Origin of the sequence: Granulicella rosea (assembly GCF_900188085.1) — a bacterium.
Classification (GTDB): domain Bacteria; phylum Acidobacteriota; class Terriglobia; order Terriglobales; family Acidobacteriaceae; genus Edaphobacter; species Edaphobacter rosea.
On sequence record NZ_FZOU01000015.1, the window covers coordinates 1 to 26,775 of the forward strand.

At 61.3% G+C, this 26,775-nt stretch carries 22 protein-coding genes and 1 pseudogene; 9 read left to right on the forward strand and 14 right to left on the reverse strand.

Features of this window, described 5'->3' with window-relative positions:
- Nucleotides 1-228: 228 nt before the first annotated feature.
- The 10 genes from CHB87_RS21015 to ald form a co-directional block, all read right to left on the reverse strand.
- On the reverse strand, nucleotides 229-1,581 hold the full coding sequence (locus CHB87_RS21015) for an ABC transporter permease (RefSeq protein ID WP_089410423.1): 1,353 nt from the start codon (nucleotides 1,579-1,581) through the stop codon (nucleotides 229-231).
- Nucleotides 1,582-1,664: 83 nt separating this feature from the next.
- Nucleotides 1,665-3,125 carry an ABC transporter permease gene (locus tag CHB87_RS21020; RefSeq protein ID WP_176441906.1) on the reverse strand — a complete coding sequence of 487 codons (1,461 nt, stop codon included), beginning with the start codon at nucleotides 3,123-3,125 and terminating at the stop codon, nucleotides 1,665-1,667.
- A 10-nt stretch (nucleotides 3,126-3,135) separates the two neighbouring features.
- Nucleotides 3,136-3,894: an ABC transporter ATP-binding protein gene (locus CHB87_RS21025; RefSeq protein ID WP_089410425.1), complete on the reverse strand. Its 759-nt coding sequence runs from the start codon at nucleotides 3,892-3,894 to the stop codon at nucleotides 3,136-3,138.
- 149 nt (nucleotides 3,895-4,043) lie between these two features.
- Nucleotides 4,044-5,729: a M20/M25/M40 family metallo-hydrolase gene (locus CHB87_RS21030; protein WP_089410426.1), complete on the reverse strand. Its 1,686-nt coding sequence runs from the start codon at nucleotides 5,727-5,729 to the stop codon at nucleotides 4,044-4,046.
- Nucleotides 5,730-5,994: 265 nt separating this feature from the next.
- The gene (locus tag CHB87_RS21035) at nucleotides 5,995-7,704 is read right to left on the reverse strand and encodes a M20/M25/M40 family metallo-hydrolase (RefSeq protein WP_089410427.1); all 1,710 of its coding nucleotides are present in this window, start codon (nucleotides 7,702-7,704) and stop codon (nucleotides 5,995-5,997) included.
- Between the two features lie 119 nt (nucleotides 7,705-7,823).
- Nucleotides 7,824-9,503 carry a M20/M25/M40 family metallo-hydrolase gene (locus CHB87_RS21040; protein ID WP_089410428.1) on the reverse strand — a complete coding sequence of 560 codons (1,680 nt, stop codon included), beginning with the start codon at nucleotides 9,501-9,503 and terminating at the stop codon, nucleotides 7,824-7,826.
- 36 nt (nucleotides 9,504-9,539) lie between these two features.
- Entirely contained in the window at nucleotides 9,540-10,841 is a 1,302-nt protein-coding gene (locus CHB87_RS21045; protein WP_089410429.1) for a hypothetical protein, read from the reverse strand.
- Complete coding sequence (locus CHB87_RS21050) at nucleotides 10,838-12,385, reverse strand: ABC transporter permease (RefSeq protein ID WP_089410430.1); 1,548 nt, start codon at nucleotides 12,383-12,385, stop codon at nucleotides 10,838-10,840. The genes CHB87_RS21045 and CHB87_RS21050 overlap by 4 nt, the downstream gene beginning before the upstream one ends.
- On the reverse strand, nucleotides 12,386-13,144 hold the full coding sequence (locus tag CHB87_RS21055) for an ABC transporter ATP-binding protein (protein ID WP_089410431.1): 759 nt from the start codon (nucleotides 13,142-13,144) through the stop codon (nucleotides 12,386-12,388).
- Between the two features lie 288 nt (nucleotides 13,145-13,432).
- A complete protein-coding gene (gene ald, locus CHB87_RS21060; RefSeq protein WP_089410432.1) occupies nucleotides 13,433-14,548 on the reverse strand; it encodes an alanine dehydrogenase in 1,116 nt (371 codons plus the stop codon).
- 232 nt (nucleotides 14,549-14,780) lie between these two features.
- Here ald and CHB87_RS21065 point away from each other — a divergent pair, with 232 nt between their 5' ends.
- Nucleotides 14,781-15,287: an Lrp/AsnC family transcriptional regulator gene (locus CHB87_RS21065; protein ID WP_089410433.1), complete on the forward strand. Its 507-nt coding sequence runs from the start codon at nucleotides 14,781-14,783 to the stop codon at nucleotides 15,285-15,287.
- A 29-nt stretch (nucleotides 15,288-15,316) separates the two neighbouring features.
- Here the strand turns inward: CHB87_RS21065 and CHB87_RS21070 are convergent, their stop codons facing one another.
- Entirely contained in the window at nucleotides 15,317-16,741 is a 1,425-nt protein-coding gene (locus tag CHB87_RS21070) for an MBOAT family O-acyltransferase (RefSeq protein ID WP_176441907.1), read from the reverse strand.
- Between the two features lie 52 nt (nucleotides 16,742-16,793).
- Nucleotides 16,794-17,711 (reverse strand): hypothetical protein, encoded by a 918-nt coding sequence (locus CHB87_RS21075; protein ID WP_142988470.1) that lies wholly within the window; start codon nucleotides 17,709-17,711, stop codon nucleotides 16,794-16,796.
- Between the two features lie 284 nt (nucleotides 17,712-17,995).
- Here CHB87_RS21075 and CHB87_RS22400 point away from each other — a divergent pair, with 284 nt between their 5' ends.
- Together CHB87_RS22400 and CHB87_RS21085 are read left to right on the forward strand one after the other, a co-directional pair.
- Nucleotides 17,996-18,157, forward strand: coding sequence for a hypothetical protein (locus CHB87_RS22400; protein ID WP_176441908.1), 162 nt, complete (start codon nucleotides 17,996-17,998; stop codon nucleotides 18,155-18,157).
- A gap of 12 nt (nucleotides 18,158-18,169) precedes the next feature.
- A pseudogene (locus tag CHB87_RS21085) lies at nucleotides 18,170-18,367 on the forward strand (Lrp/AsnC ligand binding domain-containing protein); the annotation flags it as partial.
- Nucleotides 18,368-18,380: 13 nt separating this feature from the next.
- Here CHB87_RS21085 and CHB87_RS22960 read toward each other — a convergent pair.
- Nucleotides 18,381-18,644, reverse strand: coding sequence for a BrnA antitoxin family protein (locus CHB87_RS22960; protein ID WP_089410438.1), 264 nt, complete (start codon nucleotides 18,642-18,644; stop codon nucleotides 18,381-18,383).
- Nucleotides 18,613-18,882 carry a BrnT family toxin gene (locus CHB87_RS21095; protein WP_089410460.1) on the reverse strand — a complete coding sequence of 90 codons (270 nt, stop codon included), beginning with the start codon at nucleotides 18,880-18,882 and terminating at the stop codon, nucleotides 18,613-18,615. Before CHB87_RS21095 ends, CHB87_RS22960 begins: the two co-directional genes overlap by 32 nt.
- Before the next feature lie 159 nt (nucleotides 18,883-19,041).
- Here CHB87_RS21095 and CHB87_RS21100 point away from each other — a divergent pair, with 159 nt between their 5' ends.
- The 6 genes from CHB87_RS21100 to CHB87_RS21125 all read left to right on the forward strand — a co-directional run bounded on the left by CHB87_RS21100 (nucleotide 19,042) and on the right by CHB87_RS21125 (nucleotide 26,748).
- Nucleotides 19,042-20,418, forward strand: a complete 1,377-nt coding sequence (locus CHB87_RS21100) for a UDP-glucose dehydrogenase family protein (protein ID WP_089410439.1) — start codon at nucleotides 19,042-19,044, stop codon at nucleotides 20,416-20,418.
- Nucleotides 20,419-20,615: 197 nt separating this feature from the next.
- Nucleotides 20,616-20,909: a hypothetical protein gene (locus CHB87_RS21105; protein WP_089410440.1), complete on the forward strand. Its 294-nt coding sequence runs from the start codon at nucleotides 20,616-20,618 to the stop codon at nucleotides 20,907-20,909.
- Nucleotides 20,910-21,598: 689 nt separating this feature from the next.
- A complete protein-coding gene (locus CHB87_RS21110; protein ID WP_176441909.1) occupies nucleotides 21,599-22,381 on the forward strand; it encodes a ParA family protein in 783 nt (260 codons plus the stop codon).
- Nucleotides 22,362-23,783 carry a hypothetical protein gene (locus CHB87_RS21115; protein WP_142988471.1) on the forward strand — a complete coding sequence of 474 codons (1,422 nt, stop codon included), beginning with the start codon at nucleotides 22,362-22,364 and terminating at the stop codon, nucleotides 23,781-23,783. The genes CHB87_RS21110 and CHB87_RS21115 overlap by 20 nt, the downstream gene beginning before the upstream one ends.
- An 84-nt stretch (nucleotides 23,784-23,867) precedes the next feature.
- Nucleotides 23,868-24,305 carry a hypothetical protein gene (locus CHB87_RS21120; protein ID WP_089410443.1) on the forward strand — a complete coding sequence of 146 codons (438 nt, stop codon included), beginning with the start codon at nucleotides 23,868-23,870 and terminating at the stop codon, nucleotides 24,303-24,305.
- A gap of 670 nt (nucleotides 24,306-24,975) precedes the next feature.
- Nucleotides 24,976-26,748, forward strand: a complete 1,773-nt coding sequence (locus CHB87_RS21125) for a capsule assembly Wzi family protein (RefSeq protein ID WP_245818161.1) — start codon at nucleotides 24,976-24,978, stop codon at nucleotides 26,746-26,748.
- Nucleotides 26,749-26,775: the final 27 nt, after the last annotated feature.

Sequence of the window (26,775 nt, forward strand, 5' to 3'; positions counted from 1 at the left end):
AGCGTCGATCTGGTGCTAAAGGCGGCGCAGGCCTTCGTACTGAATGGAAGTGCGGCTTGAGCATGAACGTTTCGGCAAAAGGCCTGCTGTTCGATTAGCACACATCGTAATCGCTCGCAGCGTTTGTCGAGTTCAAGTACACGAGGCACCCCCTCGACGAAATAAGCACGTTCATGCAGCACAAAGCCCCCGTCCATGTGAGCGGGGGCTTTGTGTTTGGGAACGGAATTACTCGTAGCGGAGCGCGTCGATGGGGTGGAGCTTCGAGGCGGTGTAAGCGGGGTAGAAGCCGAAGAAGACGCCGGTCGCCGCCGAGATCCCGAAGGCCATCGCAACCGAGCCGAGGGAGATATCCGCCGGCCATTCGAGCAGCGTGGAGACGATGTACGCCGCGGCAAACCCGAGGATGATGCCCAGCACGCCGCCGCAGACTCCGAGGGTGAGGGCTTCGACCAGGAACTGGTTGAGCACGTCGATCGAGCGGGCGCCCAGAGCGCGGCGGATGCCGATCTCACGCGTGCGCTCGGTGACCGAGATCAGCATGATGTTCATAATGCCGATGCCGCCGACCACCAGCGAGATCGCCGCGATCGCCGCGAGCAGAGCCTTCATCGTGTTGCCCGCGCGGTTCAGCGTGCCGGACATCTCTTCCATGTTCACGGCGTCGACCTTGGGCATGTTGGCGAGAATGAAGGCCGCAACCGAGGTGTAGAGACCCTTGGTGAGCGCCTCGGAGGCCTGCGTCTTGACGGTGAAGTCGTCGGCGACGCTGGTCTTGCCGGGCATCTGCAGGCCGGTGACGACGCCGGTGTTCTGCTTGGGCTTGTTCTCGTCCAGGTGGTGGCGCTGACGGAGCAGGGGAACAATGGCCTGCTGCACTTCTGTCGTCTTGCCTGCCTCGGAGGCGGCGACGGTGATGCTGTTGAGGAAGTTGATATTCAGCAGCTTCTGCGCGTTGGTGTAGGGGATGAAGACTGCCTCGGCCTGCGCGCCGTCCTCGATGGCCTTGATCCAACCCACGACCTTATAGGTCTGGTTGCGGACGAGAACGGACTTGCCAACAGGGTTCTCGTCGCCGAAGAGGCGGTCCTTCAGGGTGGGTCCGAGGACGGCGACGTTGGCCGCGTCGGAGACATCGCCGGATTTGAAGAACTTGCCCTTGCCCATGTTCCAGTTGTAGAGCTTCTGGTAGGAGGCGTCGACGCCCATGACGGCGACATACTCCTTGGCGCCTTCGACCGCGACCCAGCCCGTGCCCTTCACGTTCGCGCTGTACTGGGCGACGTTGGGGAGCTGGCCGATGGCCGTCGCGTCCTCCGCGTTCAGCGTGGTGGACGATCCGCCGCCGGTGGCGATGTTCGTGTCCTCGCCGCCCTTGGTGTAGTTGCCTCCGCGAACGAAGAGCAGGGTGGTGCCGGCGGATTTGACGTTGGAGCTGACGTTCGACTGCGCGCCGGTGCCGAGGGCGATCATGGTGAGGACGGCGGCGACGCCGATGGTCATGCCGAGCATGGTGAGCGCGGTGCGCATCTTGTTGCGGCCCATGGCCTTGATGGCGATTCGCAGGCTGGTCTGTAGCATGTTTCCTCCGGTGTTCGGCTGAATATGGTGGTGGTACTAAAAGCAGATCCTCCGCTACGCGAAGGATGACAACCAAAGGCTGATTACTCGTGCTTCAGGGACTGGATCGGCAGCACGTTCGAAGCCTGCCGGGCTGGATAGTAGCCGAAGAAGATGCCGACGGCGGCCGAGATGCCGAAGGAGATGAGGACGGCTGGAAGCGAGATCTTCGTCGACCACTGCACCGTCCTCGAGATGCTGATCGAGGTCGCGACGCCCAGAGCGATGCCCAGCAGACCGCCGACGATCGAAAGCGTCGAGGCTTCGAGCAGGAACTGGGTAAGGACGTCGCTTGCTCGCGCTCCAAGCGCCCGGCGGATGCCGATCTCGCGCGTCCGTTGCGAGACCGAGAGCAGCATGATGTTCATGATCCCAATGCCGCCGACTAACAAGGAGACAGCCGCGATGCTGGTCAAGAGAGCCGTCATCGTGGCCGAGGCCTGATCGAGCGTCTTGCCGAGCTGCGAGAGCGTGACCTTTTCGAGCGTGGAGACGTTGGCGGTGACGGCGGCCGAGACGTCCGGACGCATGCCGCCGCTGGTGAGCGCCTTGCTGGCCTCGCTGTTGACCTGGAAGTCGTCGGGCGCGGTGTCGGGTATCTTGTGGCGCTGGCGGAGCAGGATGGTGACCTGCTTGGAGACGCGGGAGACGTCGCCGGTGCTCTCGGTGGTGATGGTGATGTCGTTCAGCTTCGAGAGGTTCAGCAGCTTCTGCACCGTGGTGACGGGCATGTACATGGCGTCGAACTGGTCGTCGCCGGCGGCGGGAGTCAGCATCCAGGAGCCGGAGGTAAGGACACCGACGACCTTGAAGGGCTGATTCCAGACGGTGACGGTCTGGCCGACGGGGTTGCTCTTGCCAAAGAGGTTCTCGGCCACGATGGAGCCGAGGACGAGGACGTTTTCGGCATTCTTCTCCTGCCTGGCGGTGAAGTAGCCGCCGTGGGTGAAGCTCCAGGAGCGGCGGATGAGGGGCTGCGAGACGTCGTCGCCGTGCATGCGCGTGAACCAGCGCTTGCCGTTGTAGGCGATATGGGCGTTCTCGTGGAGGCCCTCGGAGACGTACTGGACGCCCTTCATCTTGCGGATGACGTTGGCGTCGTCGATGGTGAGGGTGGCGGCGGAGCCCAGGCCTGCCTCGGAGTCGCCCAGTCTCTGTTTGGAGACGGGGTGATCGTGGATGGCCATGGGGTCGTCCTCCGGGTGGAAGACGCGCAGAAGATGAGCGCGGTTTGGGCCGTCGGGATGGTAGGCGGCGCCGAACTCGATGGCGCCGTCACCTTTTGGCTCCGGTTTCTTGGCGAAGTTGCCGGCGGTGACGACGATGATGTTCATGCCGGCGGAGCGGACCTGATCCTGAATGGCCTGCTGGGCGCCCGAGCCGAGCGCGATCATCGTCAGGACCGTGGCCACGCCGATGGTCATGCCGACCATCGTCAGAGCCGTCTGTAACTTGTTCTTTTTGAGCGCCTTGACGGCGACTGACCAGGAGTTTCCCAACGTCATCGAATGGCTCCTAGTGGCTTCCCGCGGCTGCTGGCGCCATGACCGAGATCTCATCGAGTGCGATGCGGCGGCTCTCGTTGGCGACGTCGGACAGAATCTGACCGTCCTTGAACGAGACGATGCGCGAGCCGTAAGCCGCCACGTCATGCTCGTGCGTGATCAGCACGATCGTGATCCCGCGCTCGTCCTTCAGCTTCTGAAAGATATTCATCACCTCGACCGAGGTCCGCGAGTCCAGGTTACCGGTCGGCTCGTCGGCCAGCAGCATCGTCGGGTTGTTCAACAGTGCGCGGGCGATCGCCACACGCTGCTGCTGGCCGCCCGAAAGCTGGTTCGGGTGGTGATGCTCGCGACCCTTCAGGCCGACCGCCGCGAGAGCCGCCATCGCGCGCGACTTGCGCTCCGCTGCGCTCACCGCTCCGTCCGGGTTATAAAGCAGCGGCAGCTCGACGTTCTCAAGCGCGGAGGTGCGGGTCAGCAGGTTGAAGCCCTGGAAGACGAAACCAATCTGCTTGTTGCGAACGCGAGAAACCTCGTCATCCGACAGGTGCGAGACGTCCTTGTTGTTCAGAAAATACTGGCCGCTGGTCGGTTGGTCGAGGCAGCCGAGGATGTGCATCAGGGTCGACTTGCCCGAACCCGAAGGGCCGATGACCGAGACAAACTCACCCTCGTGAATGTCGAGCGAGATCGAGCGCAGGGCGTGTACGCTGATGTCGCCCATCTGGTAGGTCTTCGTCAGGTTGCGAATCGAGATTACGGGTTCCATCGTATGTATCCAATCTGCAGTAGGTCTGCGATGGTTGGGGTTGCCGGGAGTTGCCGGAGAGGGCGCGCGGCAGACTGGGGCGCCGCCCTCTCCACGTATGTTCGGTTCAATTCGTTCATGGGGCTAAAGCCCCATGCTTCCACCAAAGCCTATTGTTTGCCGCTCTTCGGGGGAACGGTGGTGATCTGAGAGTAGTTGTAGATGACGGCTGCGATCGACTTCTCAGCCGCCGCCATGCCGTAGGTCTTGCCCGCGCCTTCGATCACGTAATACTCGTTGGCCGCGTGTGCGCGTCCGCCGGAGCCTACGTTGCCGCCGGCGATGGGCAGGCCGATGGGGGTGATGTTGGGGTCGCCCTGCTCGGCGTTGGTGAACAGGTAGCTGGGCCATGCGCCGGCGCCGCCCGAGTCCATCAGGATCGAGTTGCCGTCGACGCGCTCGCGGGCCGGGCGGTTGAACTGCTGCGCCATCTTGTCGGCGGCGTGAGCGATGTCGGTGTCGTAGCTCATCTTCGACCACGGCATGTCGCCGATGAGACGGAGCTGGACGTCGGTGTAACCATTCTTGTCGAGCTGCGCGCGAATCTTCTTCAGGATGTCCGCCGAGTGCATGTTGGGGATGTAGCGGATGGAGTGCTTCGACGTGATCTTGTTGGGCAGGATCGCGCCGGAACCGCCGGCGTACATGTTGCCGCCCCAGATGCCGTCGAGGTTGAAGGCCGTGCCGTGGCGCGACATCATCGTCATGGTCAACGGATCGTCGGAGATGAAGCGGGCGACGCCGGCGTTTTCGGCTGCTTTCTTCAGGTCGACCTTCTTGGCCGCGTCGGTGAGGATCTTGGTCTCGGAGGCCGAGAGCGGCGCGATGCCGTCGGTCCAGCCGGAGATCATGGGCGTATTGCCATCTTTCGAGGTCAAAGAGGCGAGCATCTGGATGTGGCGCCAGGCTGGGCTATCGACCGAACGCTTGAAGATGCCGTGAATGTCCGAGACCGTCGGGCCGCGTCCCCAGGCCTTGCCCGAGGTGGTGAGCTCGATGTACATCAAGCCTTCGGAGCCGCCGCCGCTGACCATGGCGTCGGCGCTCTTAAGGAGCTCGGGGTGGGTCGTGACGAACTTGCGCAGGCCCATGGACATACGCTCTTCGTCGCCTTCGGCGATGAAGATGAGGTTGACAGGCAGCTTGCCCATCACCTGTTTCATGGAGTAGATCGCGTTATATTCGGCCATCTCGCCGCCCTTGGAGTTGGTGGCGCCGCGGCCGATGAGAACCTTCTTGATCGCGGGATCGAGGCCGGCGGTCTTGCCGTCGACGAGGCGGCCTTCAAATGGCGGGGCGACCCAGTTGTCGGGCTGGGTGACCGGCATGGTGTCGTACATCCAGTAGATGATGAGCGTCTTGGGCGCGCCCTGGTCGAGTTTGGCGTAGACGACGGGATTGCCGGGCTGGCCCCACTCAGTCATGCCCATGTCGTAGACCTTGGACTCCTGGCAGCCGAGCTTGTCGAAGAAGCCCTTGACCATCTCGGCCGACTCCGGGATGCCTTCGCCCGAGTTCGAGATCGACGGCTGCTGGATCCATTTCTGCAGGTTGACGACGTGCTCGTCGATGTGGCCGTCGATGTAGTCGAAGACCTTCTTCAGGTCGGGCTGGATGAGCGCATCGTTGATCTTGATGGTCTCGTCGCCGTAGGGACGGATGCCGAGCTTGGCCTCGGCCGGTCCGGCGGCAGGCGCGGCTGATTCCGTCTTGCTCTTACAGCCGGTAAACGCGAGTACGGCCGAGAGACCCAGAGCGATGCCCAGGGACCGGACCGAAGTGAGCGAGGAACGCATAACGCCTCCGTGTGCTGCGGATGAAGTTGTCGGGGAACGGGCGGGTTTGAGTCGCCGTTACCCTGCTATACGTTCGGCGTTCCGCGAAAGACGCGGCCAACGGCCGAAATCGTTGAAAACTCAAAACTCGCGTGTCTTGCCAGAGTAGCCGTTTCTTTGGGACCAGTTCTACAAACTACGGTTTGGGTTATGGGCGAGGGTGGAAAATCGTATGGCGCTCCACGTCCGATAAGTCAATTTATGTCCTTCGCTCTGTGGGGCCGGTCTATCGCTTGCCGCTCTTCGGCGCTACGGTGGTCATTTTGCTGTAGTTGTAAATCTCGGTGACGATCGACTTCTCCGCTCCGGCGAGGCCGTAGATCTTGCCCGCGCCCTCGATCAGCCAGAACTCGTTCGCCGCATGCGAGCGCCCGCCGAAGCCTACGCCGCCGCCCGCGATCGGCAGACCGATGGGGGTGATGTTCGGGTCGCCCTGTTTGCCGTTGGTAAAGAGATAGCCCGGCCATGCGCCGGCGCCGCCTGCGTCCATCAGGATAGACTCGCCCGCCGCCGGGATCGAGTAGGAGATGCCGAAGGCGTCGTACATCTTCTCGACCGAACGCGCCACGTCGGTGTCGTAGGACATCGTCGACCAAGGCATGTCCCCGATCAGCCGGACCTGCACGTCGGGGTAGCCGTTCTTGTCGAGCTGCGCGCGAATCTTCTTCAGAATGTCGGCCGAGTGCATGTTCGGCAGGTAGCGAATTGAATGCTTTGACGTGATCTTGTTGGGCAGAATCGCGCCCGATCCGCCGGCGTACATATTGCCGCCCCAGATGCCGTCGAGGTTGAAGGCGGTGGCGTAGCGCGAGTTCTTCAGCACGGTAAGAGGATCGTCCGAGATGAAGCGGGCGACGCCGAGATTCTCGGCGGACTTCTTCAGGTCCATCTTGGCGGCGGCAAGTTTGAAGTTCTCGAGTTCAGCCGTGCTGAGCGGCTGGATGTTATCCATGAAGCCGTCGATCCTCGGCGTATTGCCGTCCTTGGAGGTCAAGGAGGCCAGCATCTGGATATGCCGCCATGCAGGCGAGTCGACCGAGCGCTTGAAGGCGCCGTGGATGTCCGAGACCGTCGGGCCGCGTCCCCAGGCCTTGCCCGAGGTTGTGAGTTCGAGGTACATCAGGCCTTCGGAGCCGCCACGAATGCCCGAGGCGGCGGCGCCGTTGCCAGTCTGGCCGCCGAACATCAGCAGCGCGTCGGCGGGTTTGATGAGTTCGGGATGCGTGGTGACGAACTTGCGCAGGCCCATGGACATGCGCTCTTCGTCGCCTTCGGCCACGAAGATCAGGTTGACCGGCAGCTTGCCCATCGCGGCCTTCATGCTCATGATGGCGTTGAGCTCGGTCATCTCCGGGCCCTTGGAGTTGTTGGCTCCGCGACCGATCAGCACCTTCTTAAAGGCGGGATCGAGACCGGCGGTCTTGCCGTCGACCAGGCGGCCTTCAAACGGCGGGGCGACCCAGTTGTCCGGCTGCGTGACCGGCATGGTGTCGTACATCCAATAGACCATCAGGGTCTTGGGCGCACCTTCGTCGAGCTTTGCGTAGACGACGGGGTTGCCGGGCTGGCCCCACTCCGTCATGCCCATGTCGTAGACCTTCGACTCCTGGCAGCCGAGCTTGTCGAAGAAGCCCTTGACCATCTCGGCGGTCTCCGGAATGCCTTCGCCGGAGTTCGAGATGCTGGGCTGCTGGATCCACTTCTGCAGGTTGGTCACATGCTCGTCGATATGGTCGTCGATGTACTTGAAGACGGGCAGCAGCGCGGGCTCGATCTTGCTGTTATCGATCTTGATCGTCTCGTCGCCGTAGGGGCGGATGCCGAGCTTCGGGCCTGCGTCAGCGGTGGACGCAACGGTCTTCGGGGCATCCTGCTTGCAGCCTGCGAGGGCGAGGGTCAGGAGAGCGGAGGTTGCGACGAGCTTAGGGTAGCGCATGGACGTGGCTCCTGGGGTGGCCTTGGTGCGACGACGAAGACAAGAACAGAAGCAGATTCCCTGCGGGAATGACAAACAAGAAAAGTGAGGGCGGGGTTGTCTTCCCGCCCTCGGTGGAGTTAGTTGGCCGGCTTGCCGCTCTTGGTCGGAACGGTCGTCGTGTGTGCGTAGTTGTAGATGATCTCGGCGATCGACTTCTCCGCCGCCGCCATGCCGAGCGTCTTGCCCGCGCCTTCGATCACGTAGTATTCGTTGGCCGCGTGTGCGCGACCGCCCGAGCCGACGCGAGCGCCTGCGATGGGCAGACCGATCGGGGTGATGTTCGGATCGCCCTGCTCGGCGTTGGTGAAGAGATAGCCCGGCCATGCGCCGGCATTGGCCGAATCCATCAGGATGGAGTTGCCGTCGGCGTGCTCAATGTGCGGCAGGCCGAAGTGATCGCTCATCTGATCGACCGAGTGCGCGATGTCGGAGTCGTAGCTCATCTTCGACCAGGGCTGGTCGCCGATGAAGCGGATCTCGACGTCCTTGTAACCGTTCTTGTCGAGCTGCGCGCGGATCTTCTTCAGGATGTCGGCCGAGTGCATATTCGGGATATAGCGGATGGAGTGCTTGGACGTGATCTTGTTGGGCAGGATCGCGCCCGAGCCGCCGGCGTACATGTTGCCGCCCCAGATGCCGTCGAGGTTGAAGGCCGTGGCGTGACGCGACATCATGACCATCTTGAGCGGATCGTCCGAGATGAAGCGGGCGACGCCGGCGTTCTGCGCGGCCTTCTTCAGGTCGGTCTTCTTGGCGGCGTCTTCGAGCAGCTTCTGCTCGGAGGGTGTGAGCGGGGCGATGTTGTCGTTGAAGCCGTCGATCTTGACCGAGTTGCCATCGAGCGAGGTCAAAGAAGCGAGCATCTGGATGTGGCGCCAGGCTGGCGAGTCAACCGAACGCTTGAAGATGCCGTGGATGTCCGAGACGGTCGGACCGCGTCCCCAGCTCTTGCCCGAGGTCGTCAGCTCGATGTACATCAAGCCTTCGGAGCCGCCGAAGCCGAGCATCGCATCCGCCGGCTTGAGCAGCTCGGGATGCGTGGTGACGAACTTGCGCAGGCCCATCGACATGCGCTCTTCGTCGCCTTCCGCGATGAAGATGAGGTTGACCGGCAGGTGGCCGAGAGCCTGCTTCATCGAGAAGATCGCGTTGTACTGGGTGATCTCCGGACCCTTGGTGTTGGTGGCTCCGCGGCCGATCAGCACCTTCTTGATGGCCGGGTCGATGCCGGCGGTCTTACCGTCGACGATGCGTGCCTCGAACGGCGGCGCGACCCAGTTGTCGGGCTGCGTGACCGGCATGGTGTCGTACATCCAGTAGACGACCATGGTCTTCGGCATGCCTTCGTCCAGCTTGGCGTAGACGACCGGGTTGCCGGGCTGTCCCCACTCGGTCATGCCCATGTCGTAGACCTTCGACTCCTGGCAGCCCAGCTTGTCGAACAGGCCCTTGATCATCTCGGCCGACTCGGGGATGCCTTCGCCGGAGTTCGAGATAGACGGCTGCTGGATGACCTTCTGGAGCAGTTCGACGTGCTCGTCGATGTGGTCGTCGATGTACTTGAAGACCTTCTTGACGTCCTCGGGCTCCTTGGACATGTCGATCTTGCTGGTCTCGTCGCCGTAGGGGCGGATGCCGAGCTTGGGTTTGTCGGCGGTGGCGACGGGAGCTGCAGTCTCGGTCTTCTTGCATCCGGCGAGGCCGAAGGCGAGACCGAGACCGAGGATGCCGGCGGTGAGTGTGGCTGCTGTACGCATGAGACTTCTCCTTGGGGCTGCTGTGCAGAAATCGTGTCAGTGAATCGTTGTGCCGGGCGGCGGTTCGATCTGCATCCATCGCCGATAGGTCGCCCAGCGGTCTTCGTCATTGGCCAAAAAGCGGTTCAGGATATCCGGGCCGACCGTGTAGGTGACCATGTAGCTGCGGAACTCGTTGAGGTACTTCAGGGTCTCGAAGCCGCCGCCCATCAGGGCTTCGTCTTCGAGCGCCTGGGTGGCGCGGGCAAACTCAAGATCGCCGTCGACGTACCGGCGGGCGATGACCGCGATGGCGGGGTGAAGCTGCTCGACCAGTTGCTCGACCTTTAAGTAGCGGTCGATGTCTTTGGCGTCGATGCCGGCGATGGGCGCCAGCTCGTCGCGCTCGAAGCGAGCGCGCTCGGCCTGCGGAAACGCCATCTGGATGGCGATGGCCGCCGCGCTTTCAGATAACAAAGACTGCTGGCTGTACATCGGCTGGACGGTGAGCTCAAGCTCACCCTTGCCGCGTACGAGCGCGTCATCCTGGGTCATGTTGAAGGTGTGGTGGCCGGGGTAGCTCTCGTGGCAGGCAAGATCGAGCGCGCGGTCGAGGGTGACGGGAAGGTCCGTGTTGAAGGTAACGACGCTGTGATGATGGCCCTGGTAGAGGCTGTATCCCGCCCATGGCTCGTTGCCGGTGAAGACGACTTCGATGCTCTCGTCCGACGGTAAAGCGATGTGCTTCACGGTCTCGGCGCGACAGCCCGCAATGGCGCGGGCCATGACGGCGCGAACGCGGTTGCCGGGAACGACGTACTTCGATTGGAAGGTGGCGTAGCGTTCGGCGAGAGAACCGCGGCCGGGACCGAGCAGCGTGGAGATCTTCGCGCGAATGGCGGCGAGACCCTTCTCATCGTAGGACGCAGGCGAGACGATGCCGAAGGCGCAGCGCGACTCCTCGTCGAAGGAGGTGTGCGCGCCGGCAAGCGCGGAGGCGCGACAGGCGATGGACTGAAGCTGTCCCGCCATAAAGCGTCTGCGCGTCTCGCTCGTCTGGTCGTGTAAGGTCATGCGATTCAAATCCCCGATGAGATCCAACGATGACTGGCGAATCTGGGTGCTGCCTGGAGCCTGTTTGCGAATGTCGGCGACCCACGCGGGCGGGCCGTAAAAGTAATCGATCGAATCGGCGTCGTGCTCGCCGAGCGCGACCGCCAGCCGGACGTACTGGCGGGCGGCCGCGTCGAGCGTGAACTCCGGCGCCGGCTGCGGCGCCCTTTTGCATCCGGCGATGCACCATGCCAGGCCCAGCGCCGCGACCTGAACGTACCGGAGAGGAAGCGATTTGCGGCTCACTCGAAACGCAGCGAGTCGATGGGTAAGATCTGCGAGGCCTGCCGCGCCGGGTAGTAGCCGAAGAAGATGCCGATTCCCGCCGAGATCAAGAAGGAGACCAGAATGGCCGGCAGCGAGATACGCGTCGACCACTGCACCATCTGCGAGAGCGAACCCGAGACGATGCATCCGATGACGATGCCCAGCAGCCCGCCCGCAACCGAAAGCGTGATGGCCTCGAGGAGAAACTGGGCGAGCACATCGGCGGCCTGAGCACCGACCGCGCGGCGTATGCCGATCTCGCGCGTGCGCTGCGAGACCGAGAGCAGCATGATGTTCATGATGCCGATACCGCCGACGAGCAGGGACACCGCCGCGATGCTGGTCAGCAGCGCCGTCATCGTGGCCGAGGCCTGATCGAGCGTTTTGCCAAGCTGGTCGAGCGTAACCTTCTCGAAGCCCGAGACGTTGCCCACGACCGAGCGCGCGACCTCGGGCCGCATGCCGCCCTTCGAGAGCACCTTGCGAGCCTCGCTGTTGACGCCGAAGTCGTCCGGGTCCGCCATGCCGATGTGATGACGCTGACGCAGCAGCGCGATGATCTGCTTCGACACGCGCGTGACGTCGCCAGTGCTCTTGGTCGTGACCGTGATGGTGCTGAGGTAGTCGCGCTTCATCAGCTTCTGCATCGTCGTTACGGGCACGTAGACCGCATCGAACTGGTCGTCGCCGGCGGTAGGCCGGACCATCCAGCTCCCCGAGCCGATGACGCCCTCGACCTTGAACGAGACGCCGCGCACCATGACGGACTTCCCTGTCGGATCGACGTTTGCGCCGAAGAGCTTCTCGCTCGCAATCTGGCCGAGGACGATGACGTTGGCGGCGTTCTTCTCCTCGCGCTTCGAGAAGAAGCCGCCGTAGGGGAAGACCCAGCCGCGGCGAATGGAGGCCATGGTCGTATCGTCGCCGTGCATGGAGGTGACGTAGGAGTTCGAGCCGTTCTCGATGATCTGGTTCTCGTGAATGCCCGAGGAGACGTACTGAACGCCTTCGAGCTTGCGCATCTCAGCGGCGTCGTCCATGGTGAGCGTGGTGGCGGCGCCCATGCCGGCGGCGGAGTCGCCGGGGCGCGGCATCAGGCGGCCGGGGCCGGTCATCGTACCGCTGTCTTTGTTGACGATGACGGTGGGGTCGGCGTTGACGCCGGGTACGGACTGCACGCGCATCAGATGCGGGCGCATGCGCGGGTCATACGTCGCGGGGCGGAAGACCGGCTTGTGGAGGAACGGCTCGTACGCGGCGGCCGAGGCCGACGGACCTTCGACGCCATCCGCCGTCCCAAGCTCGACTTTGACGTTGTAGTTACCGGAGGTGACGACGAGCAGGTTCATGCCGGCGGAGCGGACCTGGTCCTGAATGGCCTGCTGGGCGCCGGAGCCAAGCGCGATCATCGTCAGAACCGTGGCGACGCCGATGGTCATGCCGACCATGGTCAGGGCCGTCTGAAGCTTGTTCTTCTTCAGCGCCCGGATGGCGATGCCCCATTGATGCTTGACCTGCGCCATCTAGTGGCTCCCTGCCGGCGCTGGCGCCATGACCGAGATCTCATCGAGCGCGATGCGGCGGCTCTCGTTGGCGACGTCGGACAGAATCTGCCCGTCCTTGAACGAGACGATGCGCGAACCGTAAGCAGCCACGTCATGCTCGTGCGTGATCAGCACGATCGTGATCCCGCGCTCATCCTTCAGCTTCTGGAAGATGTTCATGACTTCCACCGAGGTCCGCGAGTCCAGGTTACCCGTCGGCTCGTCGGCCAGCAGCATCGTCGGGTTGTTCAACAGCGCGCGAGCGATCGCCACACGCTGCTGCTGGCCGCCCGAAAGCTGGTTCGGGTGGTGATGCTCGCGACCCTTCAGGCCGACCGCCGCGAGAGCCGCCATCGCGCGCGATTTGCGCTCCGCGGCGCTCACTGCTCCGTCAGGGTTATAAAGCAGCGGCAACTCGACGTTCTCGAGCGCGGAGGTGCGGGTCAGCAGGTTGAAGCCCTGGAAGACGAACCCGATCTGCTGGTTGCGCACGCGCGAGACCTCGTCATCCGACAGGTGCGAGACGTCCTTGTTGTTCAGAAAATACTGGCCGCTGGTCGGCTGGTCGAGGCAGCCGAGGATGTGCATCAGGGTCGACTTGCCCGAGCCCGAAGGGCCGATGACCGAAACAAACTCGCCTTCGTGAATGTCGAGCGAGATCGAGCGCAGGGCGTGTACGCTGATGTCGCCCATCTGGTAGGTCTTCGTCAGGTTGCGAATCGAGATTACGGGTTCCATGGGTCTCCGTCCTTGCGGTAGTCATTCCTGGGGTGGACAGTTCAGACCGTACGACGTGGACGGTGTTGGCTTTTGGTTAAATGTAACCGAAAGCTCTTCGACTTCCCTGCTTCAATCTCGTATTCCATAGTTGGCCAAGCGATTTCATGTTCCGTACGGCAAGAACACTTGTTTTGTTAAGGGCATGGCTTCAGCCATGCCGCCCAGCCAAACTCGAATCCGGCTTTAGTCGCAATACAACAACAGCGTTTGCGGCACGGCTAAAGCCGTACCCCTAAGCGAAGCACTCTATGCAACCAGCTCGAGCGCGCTCTTCCACTCCTTGCCCTGCGACTGTGCGACGCCTTCGCAGGCGAGCGACCCCTGGAAGGTGTTGAGGCCCTCGGCGAGGCCGGTGCTGTGCTTGATCGCGGGAATCGGGCCCAGGTTTGCCAGCATCGCGACGAACGGAAAGGTAGCGTTGGTGAGCGCAAGCGTCGAGGTGTTGGGCACAGCCGCCGGCATGTTGGTGACACAGTAGTGGACCACGCCGTCGACCACATAGGACGGATTGGTATGGCTGGTAGGGCGGGCGGTCTCGATGCACCCGCCCTGATCGATGGCGACGTCGACGATCACCGAGCCGGGCAGCATGCGCTTGACCATGGCGGCGGTCAGAATCCTGGGAGCGGATTTGCCGGGGATCAGCACAGCTCCGATAACCAACTCGGACTGCTCGACTGCCTTCGAGACGTTATAAGCGCTGGAGGCAAGGGTTTTCACGCGACCGTTGAAGATGTCGTCTAGGTCGCGCAGGCGATCGAGCGAGAGGTCGACGATCGTGACATCGGCGCCCATGCCGAGCGCCATCTTCGCCGCGTTCGTGCCAACGATGCCGCCGCCGAGGATACAGACCTTCGCCGGAGGCACGCCCGGGACGCCGCCCAGCAGCAGACCGCGGCCTCCCTTCCCTTTTTCGAGATAGCTGGCGCCGACCTGGATCGACATGCGGCCGGCAACCTCCGACATCGGCGTCAGCAGCGGCAGGCTCTTGTTGATGCCCGTGACGGTCTCGTACGCAATGCCGGTGACCTTGTCGCGCAGCAGCCGCTCGGTGAGGCCGGGCAGTGGCGCGAGGTGCAGGTAGGTGAAGAGCGTGAGGTCCGGGCGAAAGTTCGCGTACTCGGCCTCGACCGGCTCCTTCACTTTGAGAACCATCTGGGAGTCGGCCCAGAGCTTGGCCGAGTGCTCGTAGATGCTGGCCCCGGCTGCAACGTACTCTTCGTTCGAAAAGGCGGAGAGCGCGCCTGCGTTGTTCTCGATCAGCACGGCGTGTCCGAGGTCCACCAGCGACTTGACCCCGGCGGGGGTAAGGGCTACGCGGGTCTCCTGATCCTTCAACTCTTTCGGTACGCCGACAACCATGGAAGGGGCTCCCTGCACGCTTTTTAGAGCGTGTTGTTAGATCGCATCACTGCGCCTTTTTGAAACCGAATGCGGTTATTCCAAGGCGATCGTGTTGCGAGTAGGTTTCGTAAGCGAGATTTGTGCGTCTACGCAACGAAACAAAGAGATTCAGTGATCTGTAAGCAAGTGAATATAAGGTAAACGGTTTGCGCAGCACACCGTTTGCAAAGCGCATGGTACGATTTGCTATATGAGCACAAAACGAGTGAACACTCCAATTATTGAGCATGAAACTCGCGCCACCGCACTCGATGAGATTGATACCGCCATTATCCGGGTGCTGCAACGCAAGGGTCGCGCGACCAACGACGAGGTAGGGGATGCTGTGGGGCTCTCCTCTTCGGCAGCCTCCAGGCGCATCCATGCGCTCGAAAGCCGCGGCGTGATTACGGGCTACCAGGCGCTGATCGAGAACAAGATTCTCGGCGCCGACATTACGGTCTTCGTGCGCGTCACGCTTGAGCGCCAGGCCGCGGCAGCGCTCCAGAACTTCGAGTCGGCGATCCGCCGGTGCAACTCGGTCGCGAGCTGCCACCTGATGGCCGGCGAGTACGACTACATGCTGCAGGTCAAGGTCGCGAGCATGGCGGACTACGAACGGCTGCACCAGCAGGAGCTCTCGCGCTTCCCTGGCGTCAGCCGCCTGGAGTCGAACTTTGCCGTGCGCGACGTCATTGAGCGCGAAATCGGGATTTGATGACGCTCGCGTAAGGCTTCGACGCAAAGCTAGAACTGGAAGTAGATGAACGGCCGGTAGCCCAGCGGCAGCATCGAGAGAGCGAGCGCCCAGATCATGCCATATACCAGCGCAAAGCGCTGCAGGCTTAGCCGCGTCATCCTGCCTTCGACGTCCGACTTTCGCATGATGAGCTGGCCCAGCAGCAGCACGGGTCCAAGCAGTGCGAGCCATGCCGGAATCATCTCGGCGCCTCCGTGGTTGAGTCCAAGGTAACGGCGGATCATCAGCCACGCCACCGGAAACGTGGACGCTCGAAAGAGAATCCAGCACAGGCAGACGAAGTTCAATGTGAGGAACCAACTGAGTATGCGACGGTAGGGCTCCTGCTCGGGCTTTGGCGGGAGATGTTTGCGAAACTCCTGATGAATCACCTGCGCGGCGCCATGCGCGCCGCCCCACGCAACGAAGGTCCATGCCGCGCCGTGCCACAGTCCGCCGGCCAGCATGGTGATCAGCAGGTTGCGATACACGAGGTACCGTGTGCGCATGCGGCTGCCGCCGAGCGAGATGTAGATGTAATCGCGGATCCAGAGCGAGAGCGAGATGTGCCAGCGTCGCCAGAAGTCCTGGATGGAGTCGGCCAGGTAGGGCGCGTTGAAGTTTGGCGCGAGCTTGTAGCCCAGCAGAGCCGCCACCGCAATCGCCATATCGGAGTAGCCAGAGAAGTCGCAGAAGATCTGGATGGTGTAAAGCCAGGTTGCATTGAGGCAGGAGAAAGCTGTGAACCCGGCCGGATGATGGAAGACCTGGTCGACGTAGGGGCTGATGTTATCCGCGATGCAGACCTTCTTGATGTATCCCAGTAAGAACAGGTACATGGCCTGCTTCGCTTCATCCAGCATGACCGTGCGGGAGGTCGCCATCTGCGGCACGAAGTATCTGGGCCGCACGATGGGGCCGGCGACCAGTTGCGGAAAGAAGCTGGAGAACATGAGGTAATCCCGCAGGCTGGAGACAGCGGGAATCTCATCGCGGTAGACATCGATGGTGTAGGACAGCGACTGGAAGGTGAAGAAGCTGACCCCGACGGGCAGGATGATGTGCAGCGTAGGTTCGTCCAGCTTCAACCCGGCGGCGCCGGCGGCTGCAATGGCCGACTCCACGAAGAAGTGAAAGTATTTGAAGAAACCGAGCACGATCAGGTTCATCGCGACGGAGAGCGTAACGTACATCCTGCGTGTACGCAGCGCCGCGGCGTCGGCGCCCTTCGCCTCTGCGATACGCAGGGCGAAGAACCAGTCGGCGGTGGAGATGCCACAAAGCATGAGAGCGAAGCGCGGATCCCACGAGGAATAAAAATAGTAGCTGGCAAGCAGCACGAACCATTTGCGCAGGTTGTTCGTGCGCAGCGACCAGTAGACCATCAGCACAATCGCGAAGAAGAGGAAAAAGCGAGGTTCTACAAAGAGCACGCGGTATCGGTCTCCACGCCGGATGGATGTCGAGGTAAAGTGCGAAGCCGGTTCATGAGCCGCATGCCGCAGGCGCTCCATGCGTGGCGTACCATTCGGCCAGCTTCCGGCCCATCAGGGTGGAGACCATCCGCGCCCCTTCGCCGCCCAGGTGTGCGTCGTCGTGCCAGATTCCGGGGACGTAAAGCTCCGGATACAGATCCGGCCGGCCGAGGTTGAGGATCGGCACATCGCGTCCTCCCACCGTGATGTGGTCGGGATAGCTCTTGATCTCGTCCACATCGCCAAACCTGGGCCATTTGATGTAGACGAAGGAGAGGTGATGCACTGGACTGGCGGCAACCAGTTGTTCGATGAGGGCGAAGTGGCCACGCAGCACCTCGCCCTTTGCCACGGCAGGCTGCACGGGGCGGTTCGCAATCAACCGCGCAATGCCGTTCGTATCGGGCGCCAGAGCCCTCTCCAGGTGAAGTCCGCGGCGATCGTCCTCGGTCTGACTCAGCATCGTCTCCGCGTTCAGCGAAGGCGAAAAGATAAGGCTAGAGAGCATGCCGATGTTCAGGTAATGCAAGCCCATCGCCGCCATCGCGAAGCCCGAGCGTCCCCAGCGCTGCGTGACCGGCATGGCCAGGCTGGAGAACTGGCTCATCAGCCGCATCGTGGGCCAGTCGTAGATATTGATGGCGCGCGGATGCATCAGATGATTGCCGCCGAAGTTGGCGCCGGCATCAAGCTCCAGCAGGATCAGGCAAGGCTGAGGCTGGGCCGGCGTCGTGAGTTGTTCGACAAACGACTTGGCCATCGCGCGCTGCTCGGACTGACTTCCGCCCGCTACGGCGAGGTTGACAGAGTGCGTGGGCTCGGGCGTCTGGCTCATAATAGCGTCGAAGGCGCGCGGATCAAAGCCGTTGTTGATGTGGCTGGAGCCGAAGGCGGCAGAAAACTCGTCCCCATGCAAGCTCTGGAGCATGGCCAGCTTCTCGCTCCGCAAGTCCGCGTGCAGGCGGATGGTATCGTGGACTCGCGCAACGATCAGAGCATGAGTGACTGTAGCGGCAAACAGAAGACCGACGGTAAACAGGCCAAGGGCTTTGACTATCTCTCCAAGCCGGGGCTTCTCATCAGGAACTGCAGGCGTACTTTCCTGGCGGGTCTTCACTGAATTCTTACCGTCCAAAGAAGATAGCTGAGCGTTAAGTATACAGGGCACGAATTTCCGTCCGATCGACAGCTGTATACCGTCCGCGTATCGCCGTGGGGCTCTCCTCGTCGGCTGCCTCGCGGCGCATCCATGCGCTTGAAAGCCGGGGCGTCATTACTGGTTACCAGGCGCTGATCGAGAACAAGATCCTCGGCGCGGGCATTACTATCTTCGTGCGGGTGACGCTCGAACGCCAGGCCGCGGCGGCGCTGTAGAATTTCGAGTCGGCGATTCGCCGCTGCAACTCGGTCGCAAGCTGCCACCTGATGGCTGGCGAACACGACTACATGCTGCAGGTGAAGGTCGCGAGCATGGCCGATTACGAACGCCTGCACCAGCAGGAGCTGTCGCGCTTTCCCGTGGTCAGCCGGTTGGAGTCGAACTTCGCCGTGCGCGACGTGATCGAGCGTGAGATCGGCATTTAGCACGGCGATTCGATTACAGGTGCTTGCGCAGAATGTCGTCCACCCTCGCCTGCCAGCCGGCGCCTGAGGATCTTAGGGAGTTCACTACATCGGGCGACAGCCGTATCGACACGGGAACCTTTCTGGGCGCCTTTTGCGGTCCGCGTGTATGAGCTTTAAGCGCGGCTTGTAATCCTGCGGGCAGGCCACTCATGGGAACAGCGCGGGCGAAATCCTGCTGGGTCCACTCCGGATTGTCGCCTTGCTCAGCGGGCTTCGCGATACTCTTTTTGCTCATGTTTGGTTGCCTTCCGCAGACTGATAGCGCGAATCGTTTCGTCTTCCTGTGTGAACACCAGAGCGTAAATATGAGCCTCGATAAAGCCGATGGCGCGATACCGTATCTCGCCATAGTCTTCCCGGTCATCGACGGTATAGAGAGCGGAGTCGAAATCGAACTCTTCGGTACGGGCCAGGGAAATACGATGCTTTCGCTTGTTGATGGCATCTTTCGATGGGTCGAATTCGATCGCCACAAACCTGATTGTATATACATTCACGATGAATTCAACGAACAATGCGCGGAAGTTCCCATGCCCTGACGTGCATACGCTGGATATATTTCACAGAACATGGGAGCGGGTGGGCTTCGTCCGTCATAGACTCATCTGTATGGATAGGACGGTTTCAAGGACATGAAGATTGCAGTAGTCGGTTCGGGTTACGTTGGGTTGGTCGCGGCTGTCTGCTTTGCTGAAATGGGTCACGACGTCATCTGCGTCGACAACGACGAGCGCAAGGTCAAGGCGTTGCAGGGTGGCGACTCGCTCATTCACGAGGAGTATCTGCCTGAGCTGCTGAACCGGTATCGCAATACCAAGGTTCTGTTCATGACCGACCTTGCGGAGGCGACGCGCGAGTCCGAGGTGATCTTTATCGCCGTTGGTACGCCCCAGTCGGATACGGGCGACGCCGATCTGTCGTACGTCGAGGCCGTTGCATGTGAGATTGCGCGTTCGCTCACCAGCTACAAGGTACTGGTCGAGAAGAGTACCGTACCCGTCTACACGAACGAGTGGATACGCCGCGCGATCGAGCGCAACGGTGTCGCACGCAGCATGTTCGACGTGGTCTCAAACCCTGAGTTCCTGCGCGAAGGCACAGCCGTCGCCGACTTTCTCCACCCAGACCGGATCGTGGTCGGCGCAGACTCCGAGCGCGCCACCAAGCTGCTGCAGGAGATCTACGCCCCGCTGACCGAGGGCAGCTACTACCGCCGGCCGGATGCGATCACAGGCAGCTGTTCGGCTGAGGCGCTGCCTCCGTTGCTCATCACCTCGACCAAGTCGGCCGAGATCATTAAACATGCGTCGAATGCCTTTCTCGCGCTGAAGATCAGCTTCATCAACGCCGTCTCGAACCTGTGCGAGGCAGCCGATGCGGATGTCGAACAGGTCGCCATGGGAATGGGTCTGGACTCACGGATCGGCCCCAGGTTTCTGCGGCCGGGGATCGGCTATGGCGGCTCGTGCTTCCCCAAGGATGTCGCGGCCTTTCGCTCCGTTGCGGGTCAGCTTGGCGTCGACCTCGGCATTCTGGCCGAGGTCGAGAAGATCAACGCTCAGCAGAAGAAGCGCTTTCTGTCGAAGGTCCGCGCAGCACTGTGGACGCTGCGCGGCAAGCATCTCGCCGTGCTCGGCCTGGCGTTCAAGGGAGGCACGGACGATATCCGCGCTTCCCCTGCCATTGACCTCATCGGAATGCTGATCGGCGAAGGCTGTTCGATTACGGCCTACGATCCAGCGGCTATCGAACGGGCCCGCGAGAAGATGCCGCCAAGCGCCTGCCTGAAGTATGTCGACGATCCGTATGTCGCGGCGAAGGACGCCGATGCCCTGCTGATTCTCACCGACTGGAGCGAGTTCGGCAGCCTCGAGCTGAAACGTCTCTACAAGACCATGCGCTACCCGATCGTCATCGATGGCCGCAATCTCTACGAGCCGAAGGTGATGCTCGATAAAGGATTCACGTACGTCAGCATAGGGCGCCCAACCCTGCACCAGGCACGCTAAGGCCAACTAAAATACCGTACCGATGCGTAAAGAGCCCTCTGCCCACTCCGGCAGAGGACTCTTTTGTCGCGTTTTGCGACAGTGCGCTACACCCAGGTAACGAACGCTTTGCACGCGGTGTACGAAAGCGGCATTGCGTCCATTACCTCCGTGTAGAGCAACCTGAGACAGCGACCGCAAGACAAAACGCAGCACCGATGAACCTCTTGAGCGCAGCGCTCAGGACGGACATGATCGACCCCTTCGGCCAGCCCATCCTCTACATGCCCATGGTCAGCGCCGGACGTGGCAAGGTCACTGGCGTCGAGGTGCAGTACGACACCGATCTGCACCGCCGTATCTTCGCGCAGATCAATGCGAGCTCCAGCAACGTCCAGCACCAGGCGCTCGACGGCGTATGGCGCCGCGCCAACTTCGACATGCCCGTCATGGCCAATATACTGGCCGGCGTTAATCTGACCCGACGTCAGATCCTCACCAGGTCCGTATGAGCTCACCCAGCTGGGCCGCCAGATGGACGGCGGTATGTGGAGCTTCTGAACGTTTAGAACGACCCTGCCCATCAGCCCCTCCGCCAGCGGGGGGCTTTCTACGTTGCTTTTCTCCGCAACCATAATAGAAGGGCGTCGATTCTTTTTGCCGTACCCAGGGTATGTTTCACCCCCTGGGTACGTTTCAACCATGGAGCCCTGTCCACGTTTCGTACGTAGGATAGAGCACCCTTCATACCCTCCCCTGTGGATGAAACATCCCCACCCCCAGGGGTCGTTTCATCCACACAGCTTAAGCAATATCTTAGGGAAGTGTTTTTAATGACAATCGGAAAGAAACGAGCGACGGCGACGTTTGACCTTGGTTCTGTCCGAGATGCTCCGAATCCAAAAAATCCATATTGGAAGGCCTTGTCGATTTCTGTCATGGGTTGTGTACTTTTACCCTTGTCGCTGCCGATATTATCCAGTAGGGTTACCTTCATGAGAAAACCATCCCCGCGAAATGTGTCCATCTGGCTGCGATCGGCAGAGGTAGCGTCGGTCCTGGGAATCTCTCACCGTACTCTCATGCGTAAGCTCGCGGCAGGAAAGGTTTTAGAGCCCGCGCGCGATCCAGAAAACAATTACCGGCAATGGCGGCCGGAGGAAGTAAACGCCATTCAGCAGCAGCTAATGAGGGAAAAAGCATGATTCGTCTCGTCATCTCCAACCAGCGTGGCGGCGTCTCGAAGACCACGACCACCACTACCCTTGCCCGGGAGTTCGCCGACCGCGGCAAGCGCGTCCTGGTGATCGACACGGACCCTCAGGGATCGATCAGCAGCGTGCTCGGACTCAAGCCCGAGTATGGCCTGTACAACTTCGTCATCGAGAAGCTCCGTTTCGACGACTGCATCGTGAAGATCAGTCCGCAGCTCCATGTCCTCTGCTCCAATCGTGAGACGACCAAGGTCGAGACGATCCTGATGGGAAACGTCGCGCGCGAGCACGCCTTCAGTCAGCTCTTTTCGCAGGTCGAGAAGGACTACGACGTGGTCCTGATCGACGTCAGCCCGTCGATCACGCTGCTGCAGACCTGCGCCATGGTGTACGCGGAGCGGGTGCTCATCCCCATTGGCATGGACACGCTCTCGTTCCAGGGTGCGATGGCCTCGATCGAAGCCTCGAAGTCGCTCAACCAGCTGCTGAAGGCAAACATCCGCACGGTCGGGCTACTGCCAGTGATGGTTGACCGGCGCCTAGCCATGACGACGACGGTTCTTGAAGGCCTCGAAGGTCTGTCGCAGGGAACGAAGATTCCGATGCTGCACCCGATCCGTACGGACCAGAGCGTGACCAAAGCCGCTCGTGCGGCGCAGTTCATCGTCGACTACGACCCCAAATGCAAGGCAGCCGAAGACTACCACCAGGTGGCGGATGAGTTGGAGAAGCTGCTCAAGGAAGATTTGAATGTCACAGCTGCCGCGTAGCTCACGCAGACAGAAGATCGAACCCCTGAACTGGACCGAGGCCGCACAGGCTCCGGCCCTGAAGGGGATGACTTCGTTTCTGGATGTGAGCGCAGAGGATGTCCGCAACGGAACCTTCCATAGCTTTGGCCCGCACTTTATGGGCAAGCATGTTTCATCCCCTAGAGATGAAACATCCCCAGGGGATGAAACATCAGTTGATCGTTCTGCATCCCGTCAGATCCGTTCGTCCAGTGCAGTCACTCCTATTACGGTCAGGAAGCTAACGACATCGACTGCTCCGCACGATCTGGCAGAGCCCGTATCGCGCGCAGGGGTGGAATTGTACCCAGGGGTGCTTTCATCCCCTGGGTATGAAACGTATATAGGCTCTGATGAGCCTCTTGCCGCCGACCTCGCACCGCAGGTTCGAGATGGTTTGACCCCTGGGCGTGGCCGTTCCAAGGTAAGGCGTTGTGTGCTGGCTCAGGATGGCCACTCGCTCGGCGAGGAGGCGATATACCAGGTGATGTGGCGCGCCGGACGGCCTGAGAACAACGACCCGAACTGTGCCCGCACGATCCGGATCGGTGCGGCAGACATCGGCTGCAAGGTCAATATGGCGAAGAAGAATGTGCGCCAGAACATCTCCCGGCTCTTCGAGAAGCTAGCGATCGAGATTCTCGAAGACTTCGAGACCATGAGTTCGCAAGCCCGGCTCTACCGGGTCTACTCGTATAAGCAGATTCTGGAGCGCAGGCGTGCGGCTGGGCTGGACTACGTGCTGCGCAATAAGGGGGTAGTGTTCTGCACGGCGGATGGAGAAGAGGTTGTTTCATCCCCTGCCTACGTTTCATCCCCAGGGGATGAAACGTATATACGTCCTGCTGCTCCGAAGAAGCGCCGCGCTCCGCAGCCTCCCAACGCACTGGCTCCGCTTCATCCAGCCCTTCGGCAGGCAGCGCCGCAGGAGAGCTCCGAAAGCATGGACGTCGAGATCGTTTCGCAGGCGCTCAATCGGTACTGGCCTGTCGATCAGCCGGCGGCCGAGCAGCTGATTCGCGACTGTCGCCGCATCCGTCCCGATGCGACGGGGGAGGAGATATCCTTCTTTGTCCGTGAGAAGCTTGAGCTGGCGCGACAGAACCGGAATATCGCCAACCCGATTGGCCTGATCCTTGCGACCGTGCCCCAGTCATTCGTAGGCGCCACCTTTCTCGGCTTTCGCGAGCGCATGGGGCGTCAGGCAATGCTCGCGGCGGAGGAGCAGCAGCGGAAGCAGCAGGAACAGGCGGAGCTTTCGACCTGGCTGCTGAACGAGCGAGAGCGCTACGAGACGATCGCGGGAGACCCGGATCGCTCGGACAGAGAACGGATCAACGCGGAGAATCGCTTGCGTCAGCTCGCGTCGTGGAACCTGTAAACCTCGTATTGAGGCAGGAAATGAGACGATCAAGCCCTAAGGTATAGCTGCGCGTATGCGCATCTTCGGAGGGTGAGTTCGGTTTTGGAACAACATAAAGCGGGTCGTGATCTTTGGCGCGACGTTCGCTGTCCGTTCTGGAACCTGCAGACGGAGCTCGACGGGCGCGGCGTTGAGGACGCCATCGCTGCCGCCATGCTCCCCGAGAAGCAGTTCGAGAACGGATTCTTTACCGATGCGCCGCGTCGCGTTCTGGCAAATCTGCTCAGAAAAGGAGGCTCGGTCGCGACGCTTCTGGAGTGGATGGCCGAGCCGAGACCGTTGCCTCCTCCTACTGCTGTGCCGGAGCCGGCTTCCATCCCCGACCCACCTCCTCCTGAGAATCGAGGACGCGGAGCCGGAGCGCGCAAGTCCGCCTTCAAGAAGAAGCACAGTGCGGGACGGGAATGGAGCCTCAACCTCAACGTGCCCATCAGCAGAGCAGGGCTCAATCGGAACAACCTCTTGAGCCTCCAAAGCTAGATACCCCTCGTCTCTCGACGCCAGAAACTTATGACTTCCAATCGGCGGATGGTGCAGGTAAGCCACAATTCCCGGATAGCTATAGCCTCACGGCGCGTTCAGATAGCGATACATGTCCGACGCTTCCATCGACTTTCGCGGCAGCAACCAACCAGTAGAGCGGCGGAACTGCGAAAGCCCGTCGATAGATGCGCGAACGCGTAAGTATCGGACAGAAACGCAGCGTTTTCAGCCGGATACACATCGAGCCTTCGGGGCCGCGCCGAACCTGTACTGTAAAGCCGGGACGGGGAACGGAAGTGCTACCATTAAGTCCTGACACGTCTAGCCGCCAGAACGAACTGCTTTCCGTTGAGGCATTCCGCTGCGAACCGTCGCATCGAGGTTTCTACCCAGGCATGTAAGTTTGACACGGGAATGCTCGAAATGGAGCTGGATTGTTCCTTACCCAGATGCAGAACAGTAAAACCCAAATGGCCGCCACGGGTCGTCGGAGTTCGCGCAAGACGGGATGCGGCATATCGTTTGGAGCGGTGACGGTTGTGTCGCAAGGGAGATCGTAATGAAGCGTAACGTTCCTGTCCTAGCTCTTTTCGTCCTGTGCGCTTCGAGTGGCGTTGTCCATGCACAGACGCTCCCTGCAGGCCCGGAGCCGCAGCTCCATCTCGCTTTGAACAATTTCTCGACGCCTGAAAGCCTTCATCTCACATCCTCCGATACGGAGCCGGCTGCCAGGGCAGTCGAGACATCGGAGGCGTTTCGCGCCGCGTCCTGGCATGAAGGCCTGTTCAAGAAGCGTCAGGGCTTCAAGTTCGCGGGCAACCGCAGCTCGGTCTATCTCCCCGACGATAGCTGGATCTACCCCGAGATGACGCGGCTGTATTCGATGGGCTATGTCGACTCGATGTATCTAAGCATGCGGCCGTGGACGCGTCTCAGCCTGCTGCACATGTTGCAGGAGACGCAGGACAACATCATGAGCGGCTCGAACGAAGAGGCGAAGGAAATTCTCGCCGTCGTGCTCCGCGAGCTGACCGACGAGGAGACCGTAAACGCCCATTCTGGCGGAACGATCTATGGCGTGGACTCCATGTACACGCGGATGATGGGCATCGCCGGCCCGTCGCTGCGCGACAGCTACAACCTGGGCCAGACGATCGTCAACGACTACGGCAGACCGTATCAGCCGGGATTCAACACCATCGATGGCGTCTCGACGACAGAAGAAAAGGGACGCTTCTCGCTTTACATCCGCGGCGAGTATCAGCATTCGCCCTCCGGTACGGGATACTCGCCCGAACTGGCGAACACACTCTCCATATTGGATATCGGTCTGCCGTATATCGCGCCCAACGCGCCGCAGGCCACCATTCCCGCCGGCCCGATCGCCGCGCAAAATCCCTTCCGGCTGGTGGAGGCGGTGCTCTCCTTTCACTTCCTCAATCACGAGATTTCGGGCGGCAAGACCGATTCATGGCTTGGCCCCGGTCAGGGCGGATCGCTCGCATGGAGCAACAATGCGGAGAACATCTACTCCTTCCGCATCGATCGCGTGGAGCCGTTGTACATCCCGCTACTCTCCCGCGTGCTCGGCCCGGTTCGATACAACTTCATGTACGGAAGCCTGAAGGGACACACCGCGCCGAACAGCCCGTATGTTCACGAGGAGGCGTTCTCCTTCCGGCCAACCAAGAACTTCGAGTTTGCGTTCGAACGTACGGTGATCTTCGGCGGGGAAGGCCATACGCCGGTGACCCTGCATACCTTCCTGCGAAGCTTCTTTTCGCTCTCCGACGTGGAAGACGACCCCGGCGTGAAGCTGATTGGACAGGATCCCGGCGCCCGCTTCAGCGATTTCAGCTTCTCCTGGCGGCTGCCGTTTATCAGCAAGTACGTCACCCTGTACGCCGACTCCGAGTGCCATGACGACGTGACGCCCATCAGCGCACCACGCCGCGCGGCTTACCGGCCGGGATTCGTCATCTCGCAGATTCCGGGTGCGAGGAAGATGGAGTTGCGGGTCGAAGGTCTGGATTCGAACCAGCCGACAACCCGCAGCAACCTCGGCCACTTCACCTACTTCGAAGGCTTCCAGCCGCAGGGTTACACGAACAAGGGATTTATCATGGGCGACTGGCTCGGTCGCCAGGCGGTCGGCGAACAGAGCTGGCTGACCTACCATCTCTCGGGCAACGAGCTGGTCCAGTTGGAGTATGTGCACAAGAAGAATGCGCACGACTTCACCGAGGGCGGAACGACGCAGAACCAGTTCAAACTGAGTGTGGTGAAGCGGTTCAAGAAGGATCTCGAGCTGAACGCCTGGGTACAGCAGGAGCGCTTCAAGGCGCCTCTGTATCTTCCCGGCGCGCGGAACAATACGACGGCGGTGGTTCAGTTGACGTACTTCCCGAAGCTTCGCCTGGCGGGGCTGGGCAAGGACTAGCGATTACTTCGTTGTCTGAGCGCCTGC